A 19,995-nucleotide genomic window follows, 5' to 3' on the forward strand; every position below is an offset into this window, starting at 1 on the left:
GATCGGGCGATGCGTAAGCAGCGCTTCTGAAACCGCCGCGCTCGGTGTTGAGCGCCTGCGCGCCAAGTGGTTGCCCCATCACAACAAGATGGCGCGGATACTCTGGGCGCTGTTGGTGACGGGCGAGTGCTATCGCCCCAACTGACTGGGCAAAGCGCAACAGGCGATGGTAGCGGCGGGTTGATTGGTCAAAGAGGTTGCAACAGGGCCGTATGGGGGCGTTTTCCACAATTCCCCAGGCCCGATGCGGAGTCAATGGGCTCCTGTGGCCTGGGGAATTGTGGAAAACGCCCCCATACCACGATGGATAGGATTCAGTCGGATGTCATAATCCACCACGAATTGCGAAGGGGAATACCCTTGATGGCGAAACGGAGCGATCCGGCGTTCTTTGAACCTTACTGGGACAGCGGCCTACGAGGCCGAGTGAGTGATCAGGAGAGAACGCGCGGTTTCCATCATGACCCAGGGCGCACAGCGTCGTCCCAACAGAAGGCCGGATAGATGTCAGCAATCGCTTCCACCATTCGCCGCTATAAGGAAATTCTTCTTTGCATAAGGGGGCGGGTCCATAGATGTCCCCGGAATTCTGTAACTGTCCCCGAAACTCCGTCCGTCCCCGAAACTCCCCCGAAACTCCGTCAGGGGAGCCAGCTTTTTTCGGGGGACTCATAGATGCCCCCTTCACCGAATTCAAGGATTGCTGCAAGATGGGTATAAAGTATTTTTTCGCGGATATAATTATTAAGGCAATCTTTTATTTGTCTTGTGTTGTGGCTTTTATTATTTGGGAGAAGTGGAAAAATGGGAATAAAAGATTTAAAGCCATTGTTCTATGCGTATTTATGGCGCCAAGCAGTTTATTTTACATTAATATGTATTCGTATCGTAACCAAGGCAGTTTTATTGGCAAGCTATATATAAATACATTTATAAGGTATGTAATGGGGGGGTGGGTTTGCAGAGGAGGAGTAACTTATTCAGAATATAAACTCGATCCTGCTGACTATCTGATTATCTCCTTTAACGTGCGGTATGAATTAAATATTGCAGTGGAAAGTCTTGCATCTGATCATGAGTATGTATTATCAGCGGATACTTATAAAGATTGGAAACAGAACATTGAAAATGATGTGTCCAGATTGCTTGTACAAAATGGTGGTTTCATAAAAGGGATTGAATTAGTTACCCCCCCCCAGGGAAACCGGCAACGGCAAAAAGTATCGTAACCTATTTAGGAGATATTGAAGAGTCCCAATTCGACGATACGCAATATGAAGACACCAGAGGAAAATTGATTTACATCGCTGTGAATGTAAGAAATGAACCAATATTCCCCGGAGTTTATCAGGACACTACTGATATATCTGACTTCCGAGAGTCATCTAGGGGTAAAATTGATCCCTATCGTAGAGTTTTTCTATTAAAAGGTCATGAACGCATGTGCGCACGAGACCAGTCAAGAAGCCAATTTATTCGGCAATCTATCCGTGGAACGTATAGCGAGAGGAAAAAGTGATGGGAATGCCCACAACAGATAAATTACTGGAGATGGCTTACTTTGGACAAGTTCCGGGGACAGTTACCGAATTCACGGACAAGTTCCGGGAACCGAAGTTCCGGGGACAGTTACCGAATTCAGATTCTCACGCAAACACTTTTTTGACTTTACCAAGCGCGCAGTTTTAGTGCAGTTCGCCGTCCTGCGGACGACGGCCCTTCGGGCCTGCTCACCTGCCGTTTCCCCGACAGCCTCCTTGCAGGCTCGTGGCTCGGCTCTCCTTCTCCAACTTCCTACTGGCTCGCACCCTCTTCAATGTCTCAAGTTCCGGGGACAGTTACCGAATTCAGATTCTCACGCAAACACTTTTTTGACTTTACCAAGCGCGCAGTTTTAGTGCAGTTCGCCGTCCTGCGGACGACGGCCCTTCGGGCCTGCTCACCTGCCGTTTCCCCGACAGCCTCCTTGCAGGCTCGTGGCTCGGCTCTCCTTCTCCAACTTCCTACTGGCTCGCACCCTCTTCAATGGGGAAACAGCAAGATCCACTGCCACACCGTGGGGCGCCGCCCCACACCCCGCTGGGGGCAGCGGCCCCCAGACCCCGCCGCCGACCAGTCGGCGGCCACGTTTACTTCCGCGCTTCATTTAATCCTGCGTCGGGCGCTGCGCCTTGCCCGCCGCATTGACCGCCAGCGCCTCCACCACCCGCCATTGTCGCGGGCGCGCCTGCGGCGGCAGCGTCGCATGGGCCGCGCGTTTGAGTTCGGCTAATAGCGCCTCCCCATCCACCCCCGGCGCCGGAACCACGTCCGCAGCGGGAATCTCCCCCGTCACCTGCGATGGACGCCCATACACCAATATCTCCGCCACCCCGGGGACCGCCGCTAACACTCGCTCCACATCCAACGGCGCCACCTTGTGACCGCCCACATTGATCATCTCACCATCGCGACCAAGAAACCGCACCCGACCCTCAGCCACCGCCACGCGGTCTCCGGTAGGACGCCACCCTGCGTCATCCTGTGCGTCTGCCGCGCCGCCCGCATAGCCCGCCATACCGTGGACGGGGCGAATCCACAATTGATCGTCGCGCGTTTGCACCATCACGCCGTCTTGCAGGGGGTGATTCAGCCAATCGGCGGGAAAGCCCGCCTGACCATCATGCACGGCGAAACAGCGCCCATGCTCGCTGGTGGCGAAAATGTGGCTGACGCGCACATGGGGCAAGCGCGCGCACAGTTCATCAAGAAGAGTCTGATCCGCCGCCTCGCCGCCCAGGGTCACGCCGCGCAGAGACGCCCCCCACTGTTCGGCAGGTCCGCCAAAGCGCAGCAGTCGCCGCCAGAAGGTGGGCGAAGCGGCGGCGTACTCAACATGTTGATCCGCCAGCACGGCGGCGATGGCGCGCGGGTCGTTATCGGGCGGCGCCACCAGAGTCGCGCCGTTGGCCACCACCTGCACTAACAGTTGCAATCCTGCGTACAGAGTCGGCGGAAAACTGCCCAACCAACGGGTTCCGGCATAACGCGCATCGCGCCGCGCCGGGGCCAGCAGGGTCTCCCAGCGGTGCGCCACCGCCTTGGGCTCGCCGGTGGTGCCGGAGGTGAAGAAGACCAGTTGCGCCCCATCCCCTGGCTGTTCGCCGCGCATGGGGAAGCGGTGAAACCGTTGCGGCAGGCCGTCACGGGTATTCACCACCGCGCCGACGCCATGGGCTTTGACTAGCCGATTGGCGTCGCTGCGGTTGATGTCCAGCAGGAAGATCTGCGCCCCCGCCGCCTGCAGCGCCAACATGCCCAACAGAGCGTTGCGCGCCGAGCCCACCCGCAACAAAGCGCGACGCCCTTGCACTCCATCGCGCCAGCTCTCGCCCAACGGAACAGCCTGCGCCAACGCCGCGCCATAGGTGAGGGCGCCGTCGGCGTCCATGAGCAGCGCCGCGTCGGGCGGCGCCGCTTGCGCCAGAGTGAGCAGATCGGCGGTCATGGGGATCAGGCGGGATCGAACAGGGCGACGATGTCGGCCACACGGTGGATATCGGCGTTGCGCTCGCGCATGCGGTCAAACGGATCGGCGCCCAATTTCAACTCAATGGCGATGGCGAATTCGGCCCACTCGAAAGAGTCCAGCACCACCGTTTCGCGCACCGAGGTCTCCAGCGTGATCTCCGGCGGCGTTTCGCCCCGGTTGGCGATGATCTCGCTCAAGGTCTCACGAATGGCGGTAAATGCGGCGTCGGTGGCGGACATGGCGACTCATCTCATTGGATCGGTTGCAGACAAGCCCCCATGATGCCGCGCCGCGCCCCAGGGGTCCAGTGGGAGAGAATCTCCGTCGGGGTGCGTAGAATTGTTGCGCCTACCGTCAGTGAGGCATACCATGGATATCAGCATATGATAATGGACGGGTTGCGTGTGCAACCCGAGACGCCATACCCTCACCCCCCCTCGGAGGATGGATCCATGAAAGCCCTGATCTCGCTGTTGGCCGCCGCCGTCGCCTTGATGGCTGCGCCCGTCTTCGCCCATACCGGTGTCGAACCCCATGGCCACGGCCTCGTGGCGGGGCTCTCCCACCCGCTGGGCGGCGTTGACCACCTGTTGGCCATGATCGCCGTCGGCGTGCTGGCCGCACAGCAAGGCGGCCGCGCTCTGTGGCGCGTTCCCGCCGCGTTTGTGGCCATGATGCTGGTGGGCGCCGCGGTGGGCATGACCGGCTTCGCCCTGCCCCATGTTGAACTGGGCATCGTCGGCTCGGTGATTCTGCTGGGTCTGGTCATCGCTGGCGGCGCGCGCATGCCTTGGGGCGCGGCGGCGTTGATGGTCGGCGTGCTGGCGCTGTTCCACGGCTTTGCCCATGGCGCGGAAGCCCCCGCCATGGCGGCTTTCGCCAGCTATGCCGCAGGCTTCGCCATCGCCACCGCCGCCCTGCACGGCTTCGGCATCGCCTTGACTCTGGCGGTGATGAACTGGGTGCGCAGCATGGGCCCGGCGGTCATCCGCATCGGCGGCGGCGCCGTGGCTCTGAGCGGGTTGGCTCTGCTGGCTGGGTAAATTTTGGGGAGATGAAAGATATCGAGGGCTCTGCCCTCGAGCTCCCAAGATCAAAATCCAAACCGTGATTCGGACCATCCCTGGTCCTCACCCTGCGGGCTCGCTGCGCGAGTCCGATTTGGCATTCCTGCCAAATCGTGGGCGCTGCCCACACCCGCTTAAGGGTCACAGACCCTTAAGAATCCCCGAAAAACCGCCTTTGGCGATTTTTCGACTTGGCGGCTGACGTGCTTTCCCGCACTCCGCGTCTTGCCGCGCCCGCCTTGAAAATAACAAAGGCGCAAGCTCTCTCGCTTGCGCCTTTGTTATCACCACGCAAAATCAAAACCGCTCTAAACAGCCAATGTTTGCGTGACGCAGTACAAGCTTGCGCTAACTATGGGCCGCCGACTGGTCGGCGGCGGGGCCTGGGGGCCGCGCCCCCAGCGGGTGTGGGCGGAGCCCACGGTGTAGCTTTTGATTTTGGGAGCTCGAGGGCGGAGCCCTCGATATCTTCCATCTCCCCATAAATGAAATGGATGATTTTAGGTTCCCGTCACTCTATGACTTCACAGCTGAGTTCAACTGCCCAGGCGGCTCGACTGCGGCTTGTCCGCCATCTTCACCCAGCCGTCGCGCTCGATGCTGGCGTAGAGCGCATGCACCAACGCCGTGGTGGCGTCGCCATCGGCGGCGCTGATGGGCGCGTCGGTGCGACCCGCAGCCAAACGTTCGGCGATCTCCACCAACAGCGGCCCGTGGCTCAACCCATAGCCGGTCTCCACCTCCTGCGAACAGCGGGTTTTGGCGTCTGCGTCTCCCGCCTGGGGTTCGATGAAGAACCAGTTGTCCACCAGATTCAGCGCAATGCCGCCCAGGGTGATCATGCCGTTTTCACCCACCACCGAGATGGAAGCTTCAAAATCCTCCGGGCGCGCCGCCGTGGTCACTTCGATGGTGCCCAATGCGCCGTTTTCAAAGCGCACATTGGCGGTCATGGTGTCTTCGGCCTCCAGCTTGTTCATGCGTCGCGCCTCGGCGGCGCACACCGCTTCGATGGGGCCGCACAGCCAGTTCAGCGCGTCGGCGTGGTGGATCGCCTGCTGGTTGATCACCCCGCCATCCATGCCCCAGGTGCCGTGCCAGCCATCTTCGTAGTACTCCTGAAAGCGGCACCAGCGCAGACGAATGGAGGCGGTGACGATTTTGCCCAACCGCCCGGCATCCATCACCTCACGCAGGGCGCGGATGGCGGGGTTGAAGCGATTCTGGAACGCTACGCCGCACATCACCCCTTTGGCGTCGGCCAACTCCTGCAACTCAGCGCCTTGGCCGGGGATGAGAGACACCGGCTTTTCGATCAGCACGTGCTTGCCCGCATCCAACGCCTGCTTGGTATGCTCAAAGTGCAGCCCGCTGAAGGTGAGGATCACCACCATATCCACATTGGGATCGGCCAGCAGGGCGGCATAGGAGTCGTGCACGGTGGCGTTGAAGGTGGCCGCCATGTCCTCGGCTTTGGCGCGATCCAGGTCAAACACGGCGCTGATGGTGACGCCCGGAGCCATGTCGCGGGTGAGAATTTTGCGGTAGTGCTGCGCCACGCGGCCACAGCCGATCAGTCCCAAACGCAAAGTGTGTGCGGTCATGTGCGGTCTCTTTTCCTGAAGTCACAATCGCAATTATCAGTAACCTGAACAAAAGTCAGGGATTGCTCGAAACTCGACAGGTCGAAAATCCCGACATTTATGGCGGGATTTTCGGGGGTCTGGGGGCCCCGCCCCCAGCGGCCACAGGCGAAGCCGTATCAAAAATGGGCGGAGCCCACGGTTTTGCCGTTGATTTTAGCGGAGTTTGAGGGCGCAGCCCTCAATATCTTTCATCTTCCCGAACAATGACATCCCATTGAACCTGATGCACTCTAACGCAACCGTTTGTGCAATGGCGCGCGCGGCACGCTGCGGGCGTCGTGTTGCAGGAACGCCAGCAGGAGCTGCACCCCCAGCAGCACCGGCAGCGCCGCCAACATCACTGTGCCGGCGCTGGAGAAGGCGCCAGTCTGATAGCCGGTGAGCCACTTCCAGGCGCCGAAGATCACGCCGAACAGCAGCAGCGCCACACCCAACGGCAACTCCAGCGACGCCACCGAGAAGTCGCGCAGATAGTAATTGTAGAACAGCCGCTTGAGCAAACAGCGCGCATGCCCGGCCAGAAACCGTGGGGCCTCGCGCCAGCCATTCAAGCCGCTGGCCTCGTCGCCATAACGGGCGGACATGGGAGCATCCATCACCACCGCGCGCAGGGTATTGAGCCGAAACAACATATCGGTCTCGAAGAAATAGCCCCGCGCCAGCTTCTCCCACGGCAACCGCGCCGCCACCCGGGCATGGATGGCGAGGAATCCATTGGTGGGGTCGAAAATATCCCAGTAGCCGGTGGAGAGCTTGGCCAAAAACGACAACACCGCATTGCCGATGATGCGCCCGGTGGGCATCTGCGCCACGCTCTCGGGGTCGAAGAAACGGTTGCCTTTGGCGTAGTCCGCCTCCCCCGCCAGAATCGGCGCAATCAGCGTGGGCACGAACGCCGGGTCCATCTGCCCATCGCCATCGAGCTTGATGATCACTTCGGCGCCATCGGCCAGGGCTTGGCGCATGCCGGTGATGGTGGCTCCGCCAACGCCTTGATTCTGCGTATGACGCAGCACCCGCACACGGGGGTCGTCACACCCACTGGCGACCCAATCGCCGCTGCCCTCGGGGCAGGCGTCATCCACCACATAGATCGCCCCGACTTCTGCGCCAATGGCGGACAATAGCGTGAGTATGTGACGTTTAACCCGATAGCAGGGAATGGCCGCCGCCACTCGTGGGCGACCATCGGCCCAACGCGGCGCAGCGGGGGTGTTAGGCGTCATCGCTCTTGTGCCGCCGCTTGATGCGGAACCCTTCCAGACGCTTTTCGAACTGCTCGAAGGCGCCGCTCTCCAACTGGCCATCGGCAAACCACACCAGATTGTCCGCCAGCGGGGCCAGATCCACCTTGTGGGTGGTCATGATCACCGTGGTTCCAGCCTCGCACAGATCCATCAGGTGGTTGAGCACATCCAGCTCCAGATGGCGATCCAGCGCGCTGGTGGGTTCGTCCAGCAGCAGCACGCGGGGCTTCTGCGCCAAGGTGCGCGCCAGGCCCAGACGTTGCCGCTGCCCGCCCGACAGCAAGCCGCCGCCGTCGCCCACATGGCTCTCCAACCCCTCAGGCAGACGCCCCAGATACTCATCCACCCGCGCCACCGACACCGCCTCATCCAGCGCCGCATCGCTCACGCCGCCGCCATAGGCGATGTTCTCGCGCACGGTGCCATGGAACACCGGCAGATCCTGCGGCATCATCAGCACGGTGGCGCGTTTGCGCGCCGGGTCCATCTGCGCCAGATCCTCCCCATGCGCCAGAACACGCCCCTGTTGTGGCGCATAGAGCCCCTGCAACACTTTGAGCAGGGTCGATTTCCCCGCCCCAGAGGCGCCGAAAATCAGCGTCAATTTGCCCGCCGGGAACTGTGCGGAGAAGTTCTGCAACACCGGTTCGTCAACACCGGGATAGCCAAAGGTGAGACTCTCCACCCGCATGGCGATCTCTGTTTCGGGATTCTTCGGAGCTTCCGAAGCGGGCGGCGACGTTTCGCTGGGCAGGTCGAAAATCTCCTGCATCCGATTGGCCGACGCCACCACTTGCGAGACCGATCCCAAGGCGGTGTTGGCCGCCGTCAGGCTCGGCGCCAGCATCGCCATGCCGCCGATAAACAGCACCAGATGCTCCACTGCGGCCTCGTTGCCGGAGAAGAGCAGATGCCAGCCCAACACCACCACCACCGCCACCGCCATCCCCACTTCAACCATTACCGGGGCCAGCGCGCGAATGCGGAGATATTTGAATTTAAACGGCAGATACGCTTCCGCCGAATCGCTTAAGTGGGCCATCTCCAAACGATGGGTATGGAATACGCGAATCAATTCGGTGCGTTTGATCATCTCCAGACAGGTCTGCATATAGGAGACGATGGCCGAATTCTCCCGGTGCGCGGCCTGAAACAGTTTCCGCGCAAACAGGGTGGCGGGGATGATGAACAGCACCATGAACCCCAGCACCAGCGCCATCACCTCCCAGGTGACCAGGGCCAGAAAGCCCAGGACGATCGCCAGTTGCGCAAAGGCGGAGATCAGCGTGACCACGGAGGACAGACCGGTGGCGAAGTTGCGCACGTCATAGTTGGCCATGTGCAGCAGGCGGGAGACCGCATCGCGACCTTGCATAATGGCGGGGACGCGCAGCCAGTGGGCGGTCAACTCCGCGCGTCGATGCACGTCAATGCGGAACATCAGCCGCTGTTGGATCAACTGAATCTCCGCCCGCGCCACCGCGCGACCCACCAACACCACGAACAGCACCGCCAGCATCACCCCGGCGGCGGCGCGCGGATCATTTGGCAGATAGGGCAGGACGTCGCCCAGCAGAGGGATCTGCGCCAGCTCGTCGACGCCTTTGCCCATCAACACCGCCAGAATCGGCAGGAACGCGGTCAGACCCACCACCTGCGCCATCCCCAGCAGGGCGGAGACCAGCGCAGTAAACGCAAAAGTGCGCCAATGGGGACGCAAACTCTCGCGGATCATGGGCGTGTTGAACGAGCCCTTGGCGTAGAAGTTCAGATCGTTGGCGTTGTGGCGTTTTTTGATCATGCAGCGCTTGGCGAAAATGGCGCGGAATCCCGCACTCTTATGATAGGGAAATGGAATCTCGCCATCCTAGCAGTCTCGCCGCATAATAGCCACAGGACGCAACATCGCGCCCCTGTGCGCCACTGATCTTGCGTATCCCCGTTTTTCTCTCCTGTTGCATCGGCTTGGGAGCGCCAACCGTTATGGAAGCGTATCAACAGATCATCGCCCTGATCGCCCTGAGTATGGGAACCGCCTGGGCCAGTGGGTTGAACCTCTACGCCACTCTGCTGGTGTTGGGGTTGGGCGCGACCACCGGCCAAGTGACGTTGCCGCCGGGATTGGAGATGGTGAGCCACCCGCTGGTGATCGGCGCGGCGGGCTTGATGTACGCGGTGGAGTTCTTCGCCGATAAGGTTCCCGGGGTGGACACCTTTTGGGACACCCTGCACACCTTCGTGCGCATTCCCGCCGGCGCGGTTCTGGCGGCGGGGGCGGTGGGCGAGATGGACCCGGCGTTGGGATTGGCGGCGGCCATTGTCGGCGGCGGGGTGGCGGCCTCCTCGCATCTGGTCAAGGCGGGCTCACGGGTGTTGATCAACACCTCCCCCGAACCCGTCAGCAACTGGGGCGCCTCCATCACCGAAGACGTCGCCGTGATCGGCGGCATGTATGCGGCGCTGTTCCATCCGGCGGTGTTTTTGGGCCTGCTGGTGCTATTCGCTTTGCTCACCGCTTGGCTGCTGCCGAAAATCTGGCGCGGAATCAAGGCGTTGGCCCGCCGCATTGGGCGCATCTTTGGGCGCGGCGGCGATGAAGCTGATGCTGCGCCTGCTGCTGGCGCGGCGGCGACTGCGCCCGCCAATGCCGATGCGACGCCGCAGAGTCCCGCCAAATCCACTGTGGAGCGGGCTTGAAGCGCACTCAATTATAGCGTGAGTGTGTAACGGTATCACGAGCTTATTTTCTGGTTCTGTTAGTGATCATTGGTCGGCGCCCTTTGCGCACACATTTTTATCTGTTCCAGTCGGCGGCCTCTACGGCATTCGCTCCTGTCGGCTGCGCCGACATACGCTTGCCACCGTTTCCCCGTTTGCCTCCCGACTGGCCTTGTCGCTTCGCGCTTCCCTTGCTGTCCCGTCTGAGATCCGCCTTCATCAAGGGGGAAACGGCCTAAAGATTTAAAGATATTGGGGCGCTGCCCCAAACCCCGCCAGGGCGCCGCCCTGGACCCGCTGGGGGCAGCGGCCCCCAGACCCCGCCTGCGGCCAGCCGCAGGCCAATAGTCAGCGCTCGCTCGACCTCCCCCACGCACACACTTTTGCCCCCTGCCAGCCCACTCCCTTTTTTTGCGGCTTTGCTGCCTTTACAATGCTCGGATGAACGCTCCCGCTCCCCTGATTCTCATTAGCGGCGCCAGCCGCGGCCTCGGACTCGCCTTTTCGCGCGACCTGCTCGCCCATGGCTATCGCGTCACCGCCTTCAGCCGTCGCCCCACCCCCGCAACCGACGCCCTGGCCGCCGAACACCCCGACGCCTACCGCTTCGACGCTGTGGATCTGGCCGACGTCAACGCCAGCGCCGCCCTGGTGGAGAGCATCGAACGCGATTTCGGCCCAATCTATGGTTTGATCAACAACGCCGCCATCGCCCCCGACGGTCTGCTCGCCACGCAGGATGTCGGCGCCATCGCCCAGACCATCGATGTGGACCTCACCGCCACCCTGCTCCTCACCCGCGCTGTCGCCCGCCGCATGCTTCTGCGCAAACAGGGGCGGATTATCATGGTCTCCTCGGTGATCGCCCACACCGGCTTTTCGGGATTGGTCCCCTACGCCGCCGCCAAAGCGGGCTTGGAGGGCGCGGTGCGCGCCCTGTGTCGCGAAATGGGGCGCGCCCGTGTAACCGTCAACGCCATCGCCCCCGGCTACCTGGAGACCGACATGACCGCCGACATGGGCGACAAACAGCGGCAACAAGTCATCCGCCGCACCCCGCTGGGTCGTCTCGGTCAGGCCGAGGATGTGACCGCTGCGGCGCGCTTTCTGCTCTCCGAGGAGGCCGCTTTCATCACCGGCCAAAGCCTGGTGGTGGATGGCGGCATGAGCGCATAAGGCGGTTAATCCGCGCGTCCTGACTCTAATTAACCGATTTCACAGCAAAAACCAAAACTCTATGTGTGCGCAAAAGGTTAACTAACGGGGGTGCAGGGGAATCATTCCCCTGGCGGGTCCAGGGCAGAGCCCTGGTCGGGGTCTGGAGCGAAGCCCCGGTCTCTTCCCTTTTTACACCGCTGTGTTCATTTTCAAGATAATCAAGTGGACTTCTGAGGGCTGTGCGTGTCTGACCCGTTGACCATCATCCCCGCCACATCGCCGGACGAGTTCCAAGCCGCCCGCGCACTGTTTCAAGCATACGCCAAGTCGGTTGATTTGGGATATTGTCTGCGCAATTTCAAACGGGAATTGGAGGAGTTGCCCAAGGGCTATGAGCCGCCTCAAGGCGCGATTCTGCTGGCGTGGATGGAGCTGGATGGCGCGCCACAAGCGGTGGGCTGCGTAGGGATTGCCCCATTCCAAGGCGCCTGGGAACAGAACGGTACGGCGGAGATGCGCCGACTCTATGTGATTCCCGCACAGCGCGGCCAAGGCGTGGGACGCGCGTTGGCGGAAGCCGCAATGACCTTCTCCAAACAGGCGGGTTATACCGCGCTGCGCCTGGAGACGGCGGACACCATGGTCGAAGCTATGGCGCTGTACGCCCAGTTGGGATTTGAACGCCAGCAGCCACCGACCAAATTCTTCCCCGCTAATATCAAGATTCTGCAACGCGCAGTGTAATTAAAACCGCGAACCCGGTTGCGTCAGAAACGCCGTCTCCTCGGGAGTGTTCTCACGACCCAACGCGGCGTTGCGGTGGGGGAAGCGTCCAAAGCGGGCGATCACATCACGATGGCGGCGCGCCCACAACAGACCCTGCTCATTGTCCAATTCGGTGAACAACGTGATGGCATGGTCCTGGTCGGCGAGATTTTCGCTATGTTCGAAAGGGAGCAGGAAAAACCCCGCCATGACGGGAAGCACAAGACGATGATCGCCCCGCTCCGTGGCGAACTTGGCCGCCGTCAGCGCCAGGGGATCGCAGGCGAAGGCGCGGCCATCGTCACGGTGGAGATTGCGCGAAAATTGATCCAGCACGATGATCCGCGCCAACGCGCCGTGGGGCGTAGCCATCCAGTCGCTCAGAGCGCCCGCCGCCGCCTCGGCGTGCAGCGCGCCAAAGCGCTCGACAATCTCCGCATCAAACGCCGCATCCTGCTGAAACCAGATGCGGCGCGGTTGGCCATATTCAGGATCGCCCTCGGCGCCGAACCAGAAATCCAGCACCGCCTGGGCGGCGGGGGCGATCATGCCCCTTTGGGATCGAGTCGGAACGGCTTGGGGAACAGCGCGCCAAAGGTGGTCACGCGCAATGCGCCCGCCACCGAGGCCAGGAATACCGTGGTCTCCGGTTGCAGGAACTCGCCCAAGGTTTGCAGGCAAGCCCCACAAGGGGCGATGGGCTGCCCCTCGGCGTCAGCTTCGGCCACCAGCGACAACGCTAGATAGTGGCGTTCGCCATCGCACACCCCTTTGAACAGCGCCACCCGTTCGGCGCACATGCTCAACCCCAGCGAAGCGTTCTCCACATTGCAACCGCTGTGAATGCCGGTGTTCTCATCCAGCAGCGCCGCCCCCACCGCGTAGTCGGAGTAGGGCGCATGGGCGAAACCCCGCGCCCACCACGCTTCTGCCAGCAAGCGTTTGATCTCGCTGGCGGGCAGATAGTCCGGCAGTTTAGCCCCGCCGATATCCTGCATGGTCTTGGTCAGAAACGCCCGGAGCGGATCGTCTTCCACATGTTCCATATTGGCCTCCAATCGGTGCGGCATGCTTGGCGCATTGGATCAATTCTGTTTAAATGAGCCCCCGAGTATGGTCCTCTCACCCTCAGATGGCAACAGGTTTGCGCCCATGAACGACAGCCCCGAAATCAGCCGCATTAGCGCCTCCCTGGAGACGCTGGAGAAACGCCTGGATGAGCAGCATCGCGCCGTGCTGGCGCGGGTGGAGACCATCGGCGATGAGTCCAACCTGAAACTCACCGAGAACAATCAGAAGTTCCTGGAGATGGAGGGGCGCATCAACAAAAGCGTGGTGCGTCTGCTCGGCGAAGTGCAGGGGGAATTGCACAAATTCACCAACAAACAGCGGAAGTTAGTGCTCTCAACGGCGGTTGTTCAGACCGCCATCATCCTAATCGTCATCATCGCGCTGCGTTACTTCGCTTAGCCTGCGGTTACCCCCATCCAGCATTGTCGGCCCGGCGGCGCTGCGGAACGGCATCCTGAGCAGCCCCCACAACGTTGCCGCATCGCGTGGATCGCGCCACGCCTCCAGGCCGATGGTCATGCCCGTGTGCCCCGCCGCCGGTTGCGCCCGATAGGTGCCCATCAGCCGATCCCACCACGGCAGGCAGAAGCCGAAGTTGGAGTTGGTCTCGCGCATGACCACCGAGTGATGCACCCGGTGCATGTCGGGGGTGACGATGACCCAACGCAACCAGCGATCCAAAGCCAATGGCAGGCGGATATTGCCATGGTTGAACATGGCCGAGGCGTTGAGCAGGATCTCAAACAGCATCACCGCCAGCGCCGACGGCCCCAACGCCGCAATGACGCCGAATTTGATCCCCATGGAGAGGAGGATCTCCAGCGGGTGGAAACGGCTGCCGGTGGTGACGTCATAGTCGAGATCGGCGTGGTGCATGCGGTGCAGTCGCCACAGGGTCGGGATGGCGTGGACCATCACATGTTGCAGGTAGATGGCCAGATCCAGCAGCGCCACCCCCAGCAACAATGCGACCGCGGGCGGGATCTGCCACTGGTTGAGCAACCCCCAACTCTGCGCCTGTCCCAGGTGCGCCACACCCACGGCGGCAGTGGGGAAGATCAGCCGTAAGAGCAGCGTATTCAGCGCCACGATGGTGATGTTGGCGGGCCAGCGCCGGACGCGCGGAAGGCTCAAGGCGCGACGCGGCGCGCGCAGCTCCCAACCGACGATGACAGCCAGCACGGCGACAAAACACCCCAGCCGAATAAGGGCTTCGTGATTCAGGAAAAATTGTGCGTTCATGATTCGCTTGTCGCATGAATCGCCTCACGCGACAAGCGAATATGCGAAGGGGATTAGATGGCGGGCAAAGCTAATGGCGTGTCCACTTGGCGCAGCTCCTTATAGAGCTTCTTTGCAGCCTCCATGCGGCCTTGCGCCTTGTCGGGCTTGCGGCTGGCTGTTTCGCTCCAGGGGTCGGGCTCGCCCTGCTTGGCCAGCAGCGCGGCGGTGGCGGCCAACTCCAGGACGATGGCGTTGGCGTCTTTCATGATTTTCAATAGCTTCAGTCGCGCCGGATCGACCTCTTCAGCAGGCGTGGGCTGCTCTGTCGTGTAGATCGAATAATTCCCACCCCACGTTGTTGGATGAACCTCTTCGCTCACAAAACCCAACTCTCTAGCCGTTTCCGCGCCTTCGGCCAACTCCTCGCAATAGGGGCCGTAATGCTTATAGAAAAAGGAGAACTCTTCGCCAACGCCTGCCAGCTCCAGAATATAGCCCATCTTCTGCAAACGGGTGCGCCCCACCACTTCACCACCGGCATCCGCAACAATCTGCTGCGCCTTGCGCGCACTGCTTTTGAATTCACCCGTTGGCGACATTGTTCAACTCCTCCTGGATCACTTGCTGGATGAAGCTTTGCGCTTCAGTGTCCTCTTTTGCGTAGTAGAGCCGGAACACTTTATACGTTTTGATCGCCTTGATCATGGGGGAATAATCGCAAATATCCGCGTACTCTCCCTCCTCACTTCGGACAAGAATCTGATTCTGCAACCCTTTTGACTCTTTATACTCGGAATAGGCCTCGCGCTTGGCGTCTTTGCCGCCATCAATCAAAATACGCGGGCATGGGCCGGGGTTCTCGCGCAACCAATCGGTGATTTTCCGCGTCACAGACTTTTGCGCCGCCTCAAACGCCTCCGCAGGCAGCTTGTCTAACCGCGCCCTCGCATCGATGCACTTGTACAACTCCCGCCGCCACAGACGATTGGCGCAATGGGCCACGGTGGCGTCTTCAGCCTGAGCCAACATCGGCAGCGCGCCCCACACCACCGTATCATCCAGCGCCTGAATCCGCTCCATGCTCTGTGGAGCCCGGGCGAAGCAACTGAGCGGGTGATTTGCGGGCAAACCGGTCCGCGCGTGTGCGCTCTCTCGACTCAGAGTGATCAAGCGGGCAATCAACTCCGTAAAAATCTTCTCCGCCCCCCGTGTGGCTTTGTGGAAATAGACGGTGGGGTAGAGTTGAAACAGGCCCAGAACATAGGCTTCCGCCGCTTGCAGCGCCTTTGTGCTCAGAACAAACAGCTCCTGATAGCCAATCAACGCATCATCAACAACATTTGGCACATTGCCGATCTCCAGATTGGCCAACAGCCAATGAAAATCGATGGCGGCGTTCTGCGTGCCGGTCATCAAGCGGTCGCGGCGCATATAGTCCAGCCGATCCGCATCAAACTGACTGGAGACTACGGCGCCATAGATGGTTTGTGAGCCAGGCCGAATCATCTGCGCCACATCTTCGGCAAAGCCGCTGCAAATTGGTTTGAGAATTTTTGCAATCTGGTCATCTTGGATCAGATGCACGCTGATGCTTTCATGATCGACTTTTGGCAGCCCGACCTTCTCATACACCGCTTCAAACGCATGGCTGAATGGCCCATGCCCCACATCATGCAACAACGCCGCCGCTTGCGCGCGCTTGATCAGATCGTCATCGATTTTCTTATCCAGCTTCTCCTCAATGATCGACGTCAGCCGACGCGCCGTATGGAACACGCCGATGCTGTGGGAGAAGCGGGAGTGCGTGGCGCCGGGATAAACGAAGTCCGAGAAACCCAACTGCTTGATGCGGCGCAAACGCTGAAACGCGGGTGTTTGAATTAGCTCCCACAGCACACTCTCAAACTTTTCCCCTTTAAATTCTATAAGGTTGTGCAGGGGGTCACGAACTCTTTGCGCCTTGTATTCCATCTCTTTTCATTCTTTAAGTTGTATATAGAACGACAAAGCCGCATGGGCCTCATCAAACAGAACCCATGCGGCTTGGATTAATCGCAAGCGTCGATCAGATAATATCCTTGAAGATGCGGATGAAGCGACGACGCACCTCCGGGGCGATGACCGACTGCTTGCCGGTGCGCCCGCCGCCGTAGGCGGAGACATACAGCGTGCTGCGCTTGCGGAATTTGGCGATGTCATCATCGCGACGGCGCTTGATCTTTTTACCGAAATAGATGGTCTCGCCATCATCTTCCCGCGCTTGGCTTTTGGTCAAAACACGCACCACCGCGCGGCTGATGAATACATTCTCTTCGGTGAACGTCCCCACCAGATAGCCCAGAGTCACGCCAGCCGCCGCCCCCGCGACGCCGCCCACGGCGGCTCCCACGCCGCCGTTTCTGTTATAGCCAACCCCTGTGCCAACAGCGCCGCCGCCGATCCCTCCCCAACTGGCGTAGCGGGATTGATCATTGGTGCTGTATTGACCAGAGAAGACGACATTGATATCCAGCATAATGGTATAGTTGCCGCCGCGCTCAATACGGAACCCTTTGGCCTCGTAATCGGCTTCCAATTGGCTGCGGAACTGATGCAGATCAAAGGCGGTGTCGCCGGAGGTGTTGCGAACACGGATTTTGATGCCGGTATCGGGGCCGGGATCCACCACCATGGAGGCGTCGCCATAAATCCGCGAACCATATTGGTAGCCAGTCTCTTCATTGACCACCATGCCCATGCGCTTGGCGCCGGTGTTATAGCCGCAGCCGGCCAGCACGCCCGCCAACCCCAGCGCCAGCACGCCTCTCAATAGCCACTTGTTCATGCTCGCTCTCCCTTAGTTGACGCGGCGCAGTTGCGCGGGCACGCCCTGTTTGCGCAGTTTGCCCAGCGCCGAGCGCGCCGCGCCGTTGCTGGGGAACGGTCCCGCATAGAGTTGCGTGAGGGACGCGCCATCCTGATTGATGGATTTGGTGAAGGTGGCCACCCCGGCGCCGCTGGCCTTAATCAACATGGCGGCCAGTTCGGTGGGGCTGTCATAGGCGCCGATATAGACGGCGTGTTTGCCGCCTACGGCGGGTTCATCGATCAGGCCCTGGGATTGGGCGCTGGCCAGACGGCGCTTGCGCATCTGGTCGGGCGTTTCGCCCGCTTCGCGGATGCGCCCGTCGCTGGAGGCGCCCATGGCGGCCACATGGCCGATCTTACGCCGGATGAACGCTTCGGCTTCGCGGAAGTGCAAGGAGAAGTTCAGTCCAGAGACATGCTTTTCAATGTTTTTCCAGGTGTTGATGCCGATCACCCGGTCGCCCAAAAACATCGGACCGCCGGAATTGCCGCCATTGATGGCGGCGTCGGTCTGGATATACATGGGCGCCTTGCCCATGTGATCAGCCGCTGGCCCCTGTTCGCGGCGCACGGCGCTGATCACCCCGCGGGTCACGGAGAAGTCATACCCCTTGGGGTTGCCCATCACCGCCACATCGGCGCCGATGGGCACCTTGCCGCTGCCATAAAAACGCACCGGGCGACCACGCAGATCCACTTTGATGATCGCCAAGTCGAGAATGGGATCTCGCGCCAGGACCTTGCCGAACGACTCGCGGTCCTCCTGATTGCGGACCTCAACGTATTCGGCGTCCTCCACCACATGATAGTTGGTCATGATCAGGTCGCTATCGATGTAGAACCCGGAGCCAAAGGCGCTCTTGACGCCGTTGATCACCTTCACCACGTGCTCCATGCGGCGATCGTTGCCAAAGTCCGCCTCGATGCGCTGGGACTTCCACGCCGCCACCGCTTGATTGCGCTCCTTCTGTAATTTCTTCTGCAGCGACGCCAGCGACGGCAGCGGCTTGGTTTGCGCGGGGCTCTCCACATAGAATTGCAAAATCTCAGAGAGCTTCACATTCAGCGGCTTTTGCTCAAAATCTTTGACCTCCTTTTCATTGGAGGCGGCGTTCATGATCTGTTCGAATTTGCGGTCGGTGCTCTTAAGGCCGTAGGGCACATTAAACTGGGTCTTCTTGACGATATCGAAAGTGTCGGTGAAGTAGCGATTGCCGGTCAGGTCGATCACATGCAGGTTGGCGGTGACGGTTTTCACCACCTCCACATCCAAGGTCTTGTAGGAGTAAATGTCATAGAGCGGCTCGCGGATGGTGCGCTTCATCCGGCGCATACGTTGACGCACGGCGTTGAGGGCCTGCTTGGAGCTGCTCAGGCGTGAATGGGACGCCACCGAGCCGATCAAATTGCCGATGGCGCAACCCACATTGCCGAAACAGTAGGTGGAGCCATGGGCCGCCGTCTGCATCTGATTGCCGGTCACCTCCATTTGCAGGTTGGAGACTTGATCCTGCATCGCCAGATAGGCGGGATTTTCCACCGTCTGATAACCGCTGACATACTCGGAGTTCTCTGACTCCTCATTGACGATCTCCCGCCGCATGCGCGCATAGGCGATATCCAGCATCACCACCACGTCGGCGCTGCGGTTCTGGATGGCGTTGAAGGCGTCGGCGGCGCCGCCGGCGGAGACCTCAAACGGCAGGTCCGGGGTGATGCCGACGGAGAACTCCAACTGCCCCTTCTGCATCAGAGTGCGCGAAGTAACGTCGGCAAACAGCACTTTGAGTTTGGATTCCCCCGCCGGCAGCCCGGCCTGACTCAGCTTGGCCAGTCGGTCCAGCGTAGCGGCCAAGTCGTTGCGTCCGCGATGCTCGCGCTCCAGGGTCTGCATCAGGGTATCGGCCAGGCGCTGGCGCATGGAGTCGGGCATGTCGTCGGCCTGGGACTTGGCCAGTCGGACGATCATTTTGGAGGGGGCGTTGCGCAGCTTGCCCAACAATTCGGCGCTATGCTGCTCGAAGAACTCGGCGGCGTCCATCTGTATGGGGTAGACCTCAAAGAACCCGTCGTCCGCGCCTTCGGGATAGTCCAAAAACTCGGCTGTCATATCCGCTTTGATGGCCCCCTCCAGCTCTTGCACGCGGGCTTGCAGGGTCTGCGCGGTCTCGATGGCGTATTGGGGCTCCTGCAACAGGCCGATGCGCTCCATGCGCGCCATCACCAGCTTGGCGGCGGCGAGGTTCTCGCGCAGTCCCGACCACGCAGTGCGGGGCTCAGGCCAGTTCACTGTCTCCAGCGAGGTGAGCGCCTTCTGGATGCTGGGTTTGAAGTCCTGATGCAGGGCGTCGGCGAGCTTTTTGAGCACCGGCGCGCTCTTGGCGCGATTCTCCGGGTTTTCAAAGTAGGCGCGCTGATCCACATAAACCTGGGCGGCTTTGCGCTTTTTGCCCTGGTTCATCAGTTTTTCGACGTGGTCCGTGGGGGAGAAGAACAGGGTGTACTCCGACCCCTTGGCCTCCCCGGCGCTGGGTCCGGCGCCCGATGAACCGCCCCCCGATGCGCATCCCCCCAACGCCAGCGTCGCCGCCAGCGCCACAGGCGCGGCCAGACGACGCAGCGACAACCATTTTACCGCCACCATGATAAACCCCCAACATATTGAAACAAATTAAGTATTGCCGGTTATCGCAACACCTGCAATCAACCAAACTCGTCAAATCTCAACCCATACGGAAAAG

At 60.6% G+C, this 19,995-nt stretch carries 18 protein-coding genes; 6 read left to right on the forward strand and 12 right to left on the reverse strand.

Going from position 1 to position 19,995, the window contains the following annotated elements; all coding sequences use genetic code 11:
* The first annotated feature begins 710 nt into the window (after positions 1-710).
* Complete coding sequence (locus MAIT1_RS21680) at positions 711-1,229, forward strand: hypothetical protein (protein WP_143814972.1); 519 nt, start codon at positions 711-713, stop codon at positions 1,227-1,229.
* 917 nt (positions 1,230-2,146) lie between these two features.
* Here MAIT1_RS21680 and MAIT1_RS19730 read toward each other — a convergent pair.
* Positions 2,147-3,487 (reverse strand): ANL family adenylate-forming protein, encoded by a 1,341-nt coding sequence (locus tag MAIT1_RS19730; RefSeq protein WP_085446615.1) that lies wholly within the window; start codon positions 3,485-3,487, stop codon positions 2,147-2,149.
* Between the two features lie 5 nt (positions 3,488-3,492).
* On the reverse strand, positions 3,493-3,750 hold the full coding sequence (locus MAIT1_RS19735) for a hypothetical protein (RefSeq protein WP_085446616.1): 258 nt from the start codon (positions 3,748-3,750) through the stop codon (positions 3,493-3,495).
* A 213-nt stretch (positions 3,751-3,963) separates the two neighbouring features.
* Here MAIT1_RS19735 and MAIT1_RS19740 point away from each other — a divergent pair, with 213 nt between their 5' ends.
* Positions 3,964-4,554 carry a HupE/UreJ family protein gene (locus tag MAIT1_RS19740; protein WP_085446617.1) on the forward strand — a complete coding sequence of 197 codons (591 nt, stop codon included), beginning with the start codon at positions 3,964-3,966 and terminating at the stop codon, positions 4,552-4,554.
* Positions 4,555-5,114: 560 nt separating this feature from the next.
* Here MAIT1_RS19740 and MAIT1_RS19745 read toward each other — a convergent pair.
* The 3 genes from MAIT1_RS19745 to MAIT1_RS19755 form a co-directional block, all read right to left on the reverse strand.
* The gene (locus tag MAIT1_RS19745; RefSeq protein WP_085446618.1) at positions 5,115-6,182 is read right to left on the reverse strand and encodes a Gfo/Idh/MocA family protein; all 1,068 of its coding nucleotides are present in this window, start codon (positions 6,180-6,182) and stop codon (positions 5,115-5,117) included.
* Positions 6,183-6,454: 272 nt separating this feature from the next.
* Positions 6,455-7,450 (reverse strand): glycosyltransferase family 2 protein, encoded by a 996-nt coding sequence (locus MAIT1_RS19750; RefSeq protein WP_085446619.1) that lies wholly within the window; start codon positions 7,448-7,450, stop codon positions 6,455-6,457.
* Positions 7,440-9,272, reverse strand: a complete 1,833-nt coding sequence (locus MAIT1_RS19755) for an ATP-binding cassette domain-containing protein (protein WP_085446620.1) — start codon at positions 9,270-9,272, stop codon at positions 7,440-7,442. The genes MAIT1_RS19750 and MAIT1_RS19755 overlap by 11 nt, the downstream gene beginning before the upstream one ends.
* 182 nt (positions 9,273-9,454) lie before the next feature.
* Here MAIT1_RS19755 and MAIT1_RS19760 point away from each other — a divergent pair, with 182 nt between their 5' ends.
* From MAIT1_RS19760 to MAIT1_RS19770, 3 genes are all read left to right on the forward strand, one after another.
* Entirely contained in the window at positions 9,455-10,168 is a 714-nt protein-coding gene (locus MAIT1_RS19760; RefSeq protein WP_085446621.1) for a DUF4126 domain-containing protein, read from the forward strand.
* 462 nt (positions 10,169-10,630) lie between these two features.
* Entirely contained in the window at positions 10,631-11,365 is a 735-nt protein-coding gene (locus tag MAIT1_RS19765) for an SDR family oxidoreductase (RefSeq protein WP_085446622.1), read from the forward strand.
* 225 nt (positions 11,366-11,590) lie between these two features.
* Complete coding sequence (locus MAIT1_RS19770) at positions 11,591-12,091, forward strand: GNAT family N-acetyltransferase (protein WP_158089642.1); 501 nt, start codon at positions 11,591-11,593, stop codon at positions 12,089-12,091.
* Here MAIT1_RS19770 and MAIT1_RS19775 read toward each other — a convergent pair whose 3' ends face one another.
* Both MAIT1_RS19775 and MAIT1_RS19780 read right to left on the reverse strand, forming a co-directional pair.
* Positions 12,092-12,661 (reverse strand): DUF924 family protein, encoded by a 570-nt coding sequence (locus MAIT1_RS19775; protein ID WP_085446626.1) that lies wholly within the window; start codon positions 12,659-12,661, stop codon positions 12,092-12,094.
* Positions 12,658-13,182 carry a cytidine deaminase gene (locus MAIT1_RS19780; RefSeq protein WP_198947968.1) on the reverse strand — a complete coding sequence of 175 codons (525 nt, stop codon included), beginning with the start codon at positions 13,180-13,182 and terminating at the stop codon, positions 12,658-12,660. Before MAIT1_RS19780 ends, MAIT1_RS19775 begins: the two co-directional genes overlap by 4 nt.
* 82 nt (positions 13,183-13,264) lie before the next feature.
* Here MAIT1_RS19780 and MAIT1_RS19785 point away from each other — a divergent pair, with 82 nt between their 5' ends.
* Positions 13,265-13,582, forward strand: a complete 318-nt coding sequence (locus MAIT1_RS19785) for a hypothetical protein (protein ID WP_085446628.1) — start codon at positions 13,265-13,267, stop codon at positions 13,580-13,582.
* Here the strand turns inward: MAIT1_RS19785 and MAIT1_RS19790 are convergent.
* From MAIT1_RS19790 to MAIT1_RS19810, 5 genes are all read right to left on the reverse strand, one after another.
* Entirely contained in the window at positions 13,547-14,425 is an 879-nt protein-coding gene (locus tag MAIT1_RS19790; RefSeq protein WP_085446630.1) for a sterol desaturase family protein, read from the reverse strand. The genes MAIT1_RS19785 and MAIT1_RS19790 overlap by 36 nt on opposite strands.
* Before the next feature lie 53 nt (positions 14,426-14,478).
* Entirely contained in the window at positions 14,479-15,006 is a 528-nt protein-coding gene (locus MAIT1_RS19795; protein ID WP_085446632.1) for a hypothetical protein, read from the reverse strand.
* Positions 14,990-16,303 carry an HD domain-containing protein gene (locus tag MAIT1_RS19800; protein WP_158089643.1) on the reverse strand — a complete coding sequence of 438 codons (1,314 nt, stop codon included), beginning with the start codon at positions 16,301-16,303 and terminating at the stop codon, positions 14,990-14,992. The genes MAIT1_RS19795 and MAIT1_RS19800 overlap by 17 nt, the downstream gene beginning before the upstream one ends.
* 169 nt (positions 16,304-16,472) lie before the next feature.
* Positions 16,473-17,231, reverse strand: a complete 759-nt coding sequence (gene traT, locus MAIT1_RS19805) for a complement resistance protein TraT (RefSeq protein WP_085446636.1) — start codon at positions 17,229-17,231, stop codon at positions 16,473-16,475.
* Between the two features lie 12 nt (positions 17,232-17,243).
* On the reverse strand, positions 17,244-19,898 hold the full coding sequence (locus tag MAIT1_RS19810) for a trypsin-like peptidase domain-containing protein (protein WP_085446638.1): 2,655 nt from the start codon (positions 19,896-19,898) through the stop codon (positions 17,244-17,246).
* Positions 19,899-19,995 lie beyond the last annotated feature (97 nt).

Origin of the sequence: Magnetofaba australis IT-1, from assembly GCF_002109495.1 — a bacterium.
GTDB lineage: Bacteria > Pseudomonadota > Magnetococcia > Magnetococcales > Magnetococcaceae > Magnetofaba > Magnetofaba australis.

Excerpts from the sequence above, each read along its gene's own strand:
- MAIT1_RS19745 (WP_085446618.1), bottom strand. The coding sequence starts at position 6,182 with ATGACCGCACACACTTTGCGTTTGGGACTGATCGGCTGTGGCCGCGTG.
- MAIT1_RS19775 (WP_085446626.1), bottom strand. The coding sequence starts at position 12,661 with ATGATCGCCCCCGCCGCCCAGGCGGTGCTGGATTTCTGGTTCGGCGCC.
- MAIT1_RS19755 (WP_085446620.1), bottom strand. The coding sequence starts at position 9,272 with ATGATCAAAAAACGCCACAACGCCAACGATCTGAACTTCTACGCCAAG.
- MAIT1_RS19795 (WP_085446632.1), bottom strand. The coding sequence starts at position 15,006 with ATGTCGCCAACGGGTGAATTCAAAAGCAGTGCGCGCAAGGCGCAGCAG.
- traT (WP_085446636.1), bottom strand. The coding sequence starts at position 17,231 with ATGAACAAGTGGCTATTGAGAGGCGTGCTGGCGCTGGGGTTGGCGGGC.
- MAIT1_RS19790 (WP_085446630.1), bottom strand. The coding sequence starts at position 14,425 with ATGAACGCACAATTTTTCCTGAATCACGAAGCCCTTATTCGGCTGGGG.
- MAIT1_RS19750 (WP_085446619.1), bottom strand. The coding sequence starts at position 7,450 with ATGACGCCTAACACCCCCGCTGCGCCGCGTTGGGCCGATGGTCGCCCA.
- MAIT1_RS19765 (WP_085446622.1), top strand. The coding sequence starts at position 10,631 with ATGAACGCTCCCGCTCCCCTGATTCTCATTAGCGGCGCCAGCCGCGGC.
- MAIT1_RS19740 (WP_085446617.1), top strand. The coding sequence starts at position 3,964 with ATGAAAGCCCTGATCTCGCTGTTGGCCGCCGCCGTCGCCTTGATGGCT.
- MAIT1_RS21680 (WP_143814972.1), top strand. The coding sequence starts at position 711 with ATGGGTATAAAGTATTTTTTCGCGGATATAATTATTAAGGCAATCTTT.
- MAIT1_RS19735 (WP_085446616.1), bottom strand. The coding sequence starts at position 3,750 with ATGTCCGCCACCGACGCCGCATTTACCGCCATTCGTGAGACCTTGAGC.
- MAIT1_RS19760 (WP_085446621.1), top strand. The coding sequence starts at position 9,455 with ATGGAAGCGTATCAACAGATCATCGCCCTGATCGCCCTGAGTATGGGA.
- MAIT1_RS19780 (WP_198947968.1), bottom strand. The coding sequence starts at position 13,182 with ATGCCGCACCGATTGGAGGCCAATATGGAACATGTGGAAGACGATCCG.
- MAIT1_RS19810 (WP_085446638.1), bottom strand. The coding sequence starts at position 19,898 with ATGGTGGCGGTAAAATGGTTGTCGCTGCGTCGTCTGGCCGCGCCTGTG.
- MAIT1_RS19730 (WP_085446615.1), bottom strand. The coding sequence starts at position 3,487 with ATGACCGCCGATCTGCTCACTCTGGCGCAAGCGGCGCCGCCCGACGCG.
- MAIT1_RS19785 (WP_085446628.1), top strand. The coding sequence starts at position 13,265 with ATGAACGACAGCCCCGAAATCAGCCGCATTAGCGCCTCCCTGGAGACG.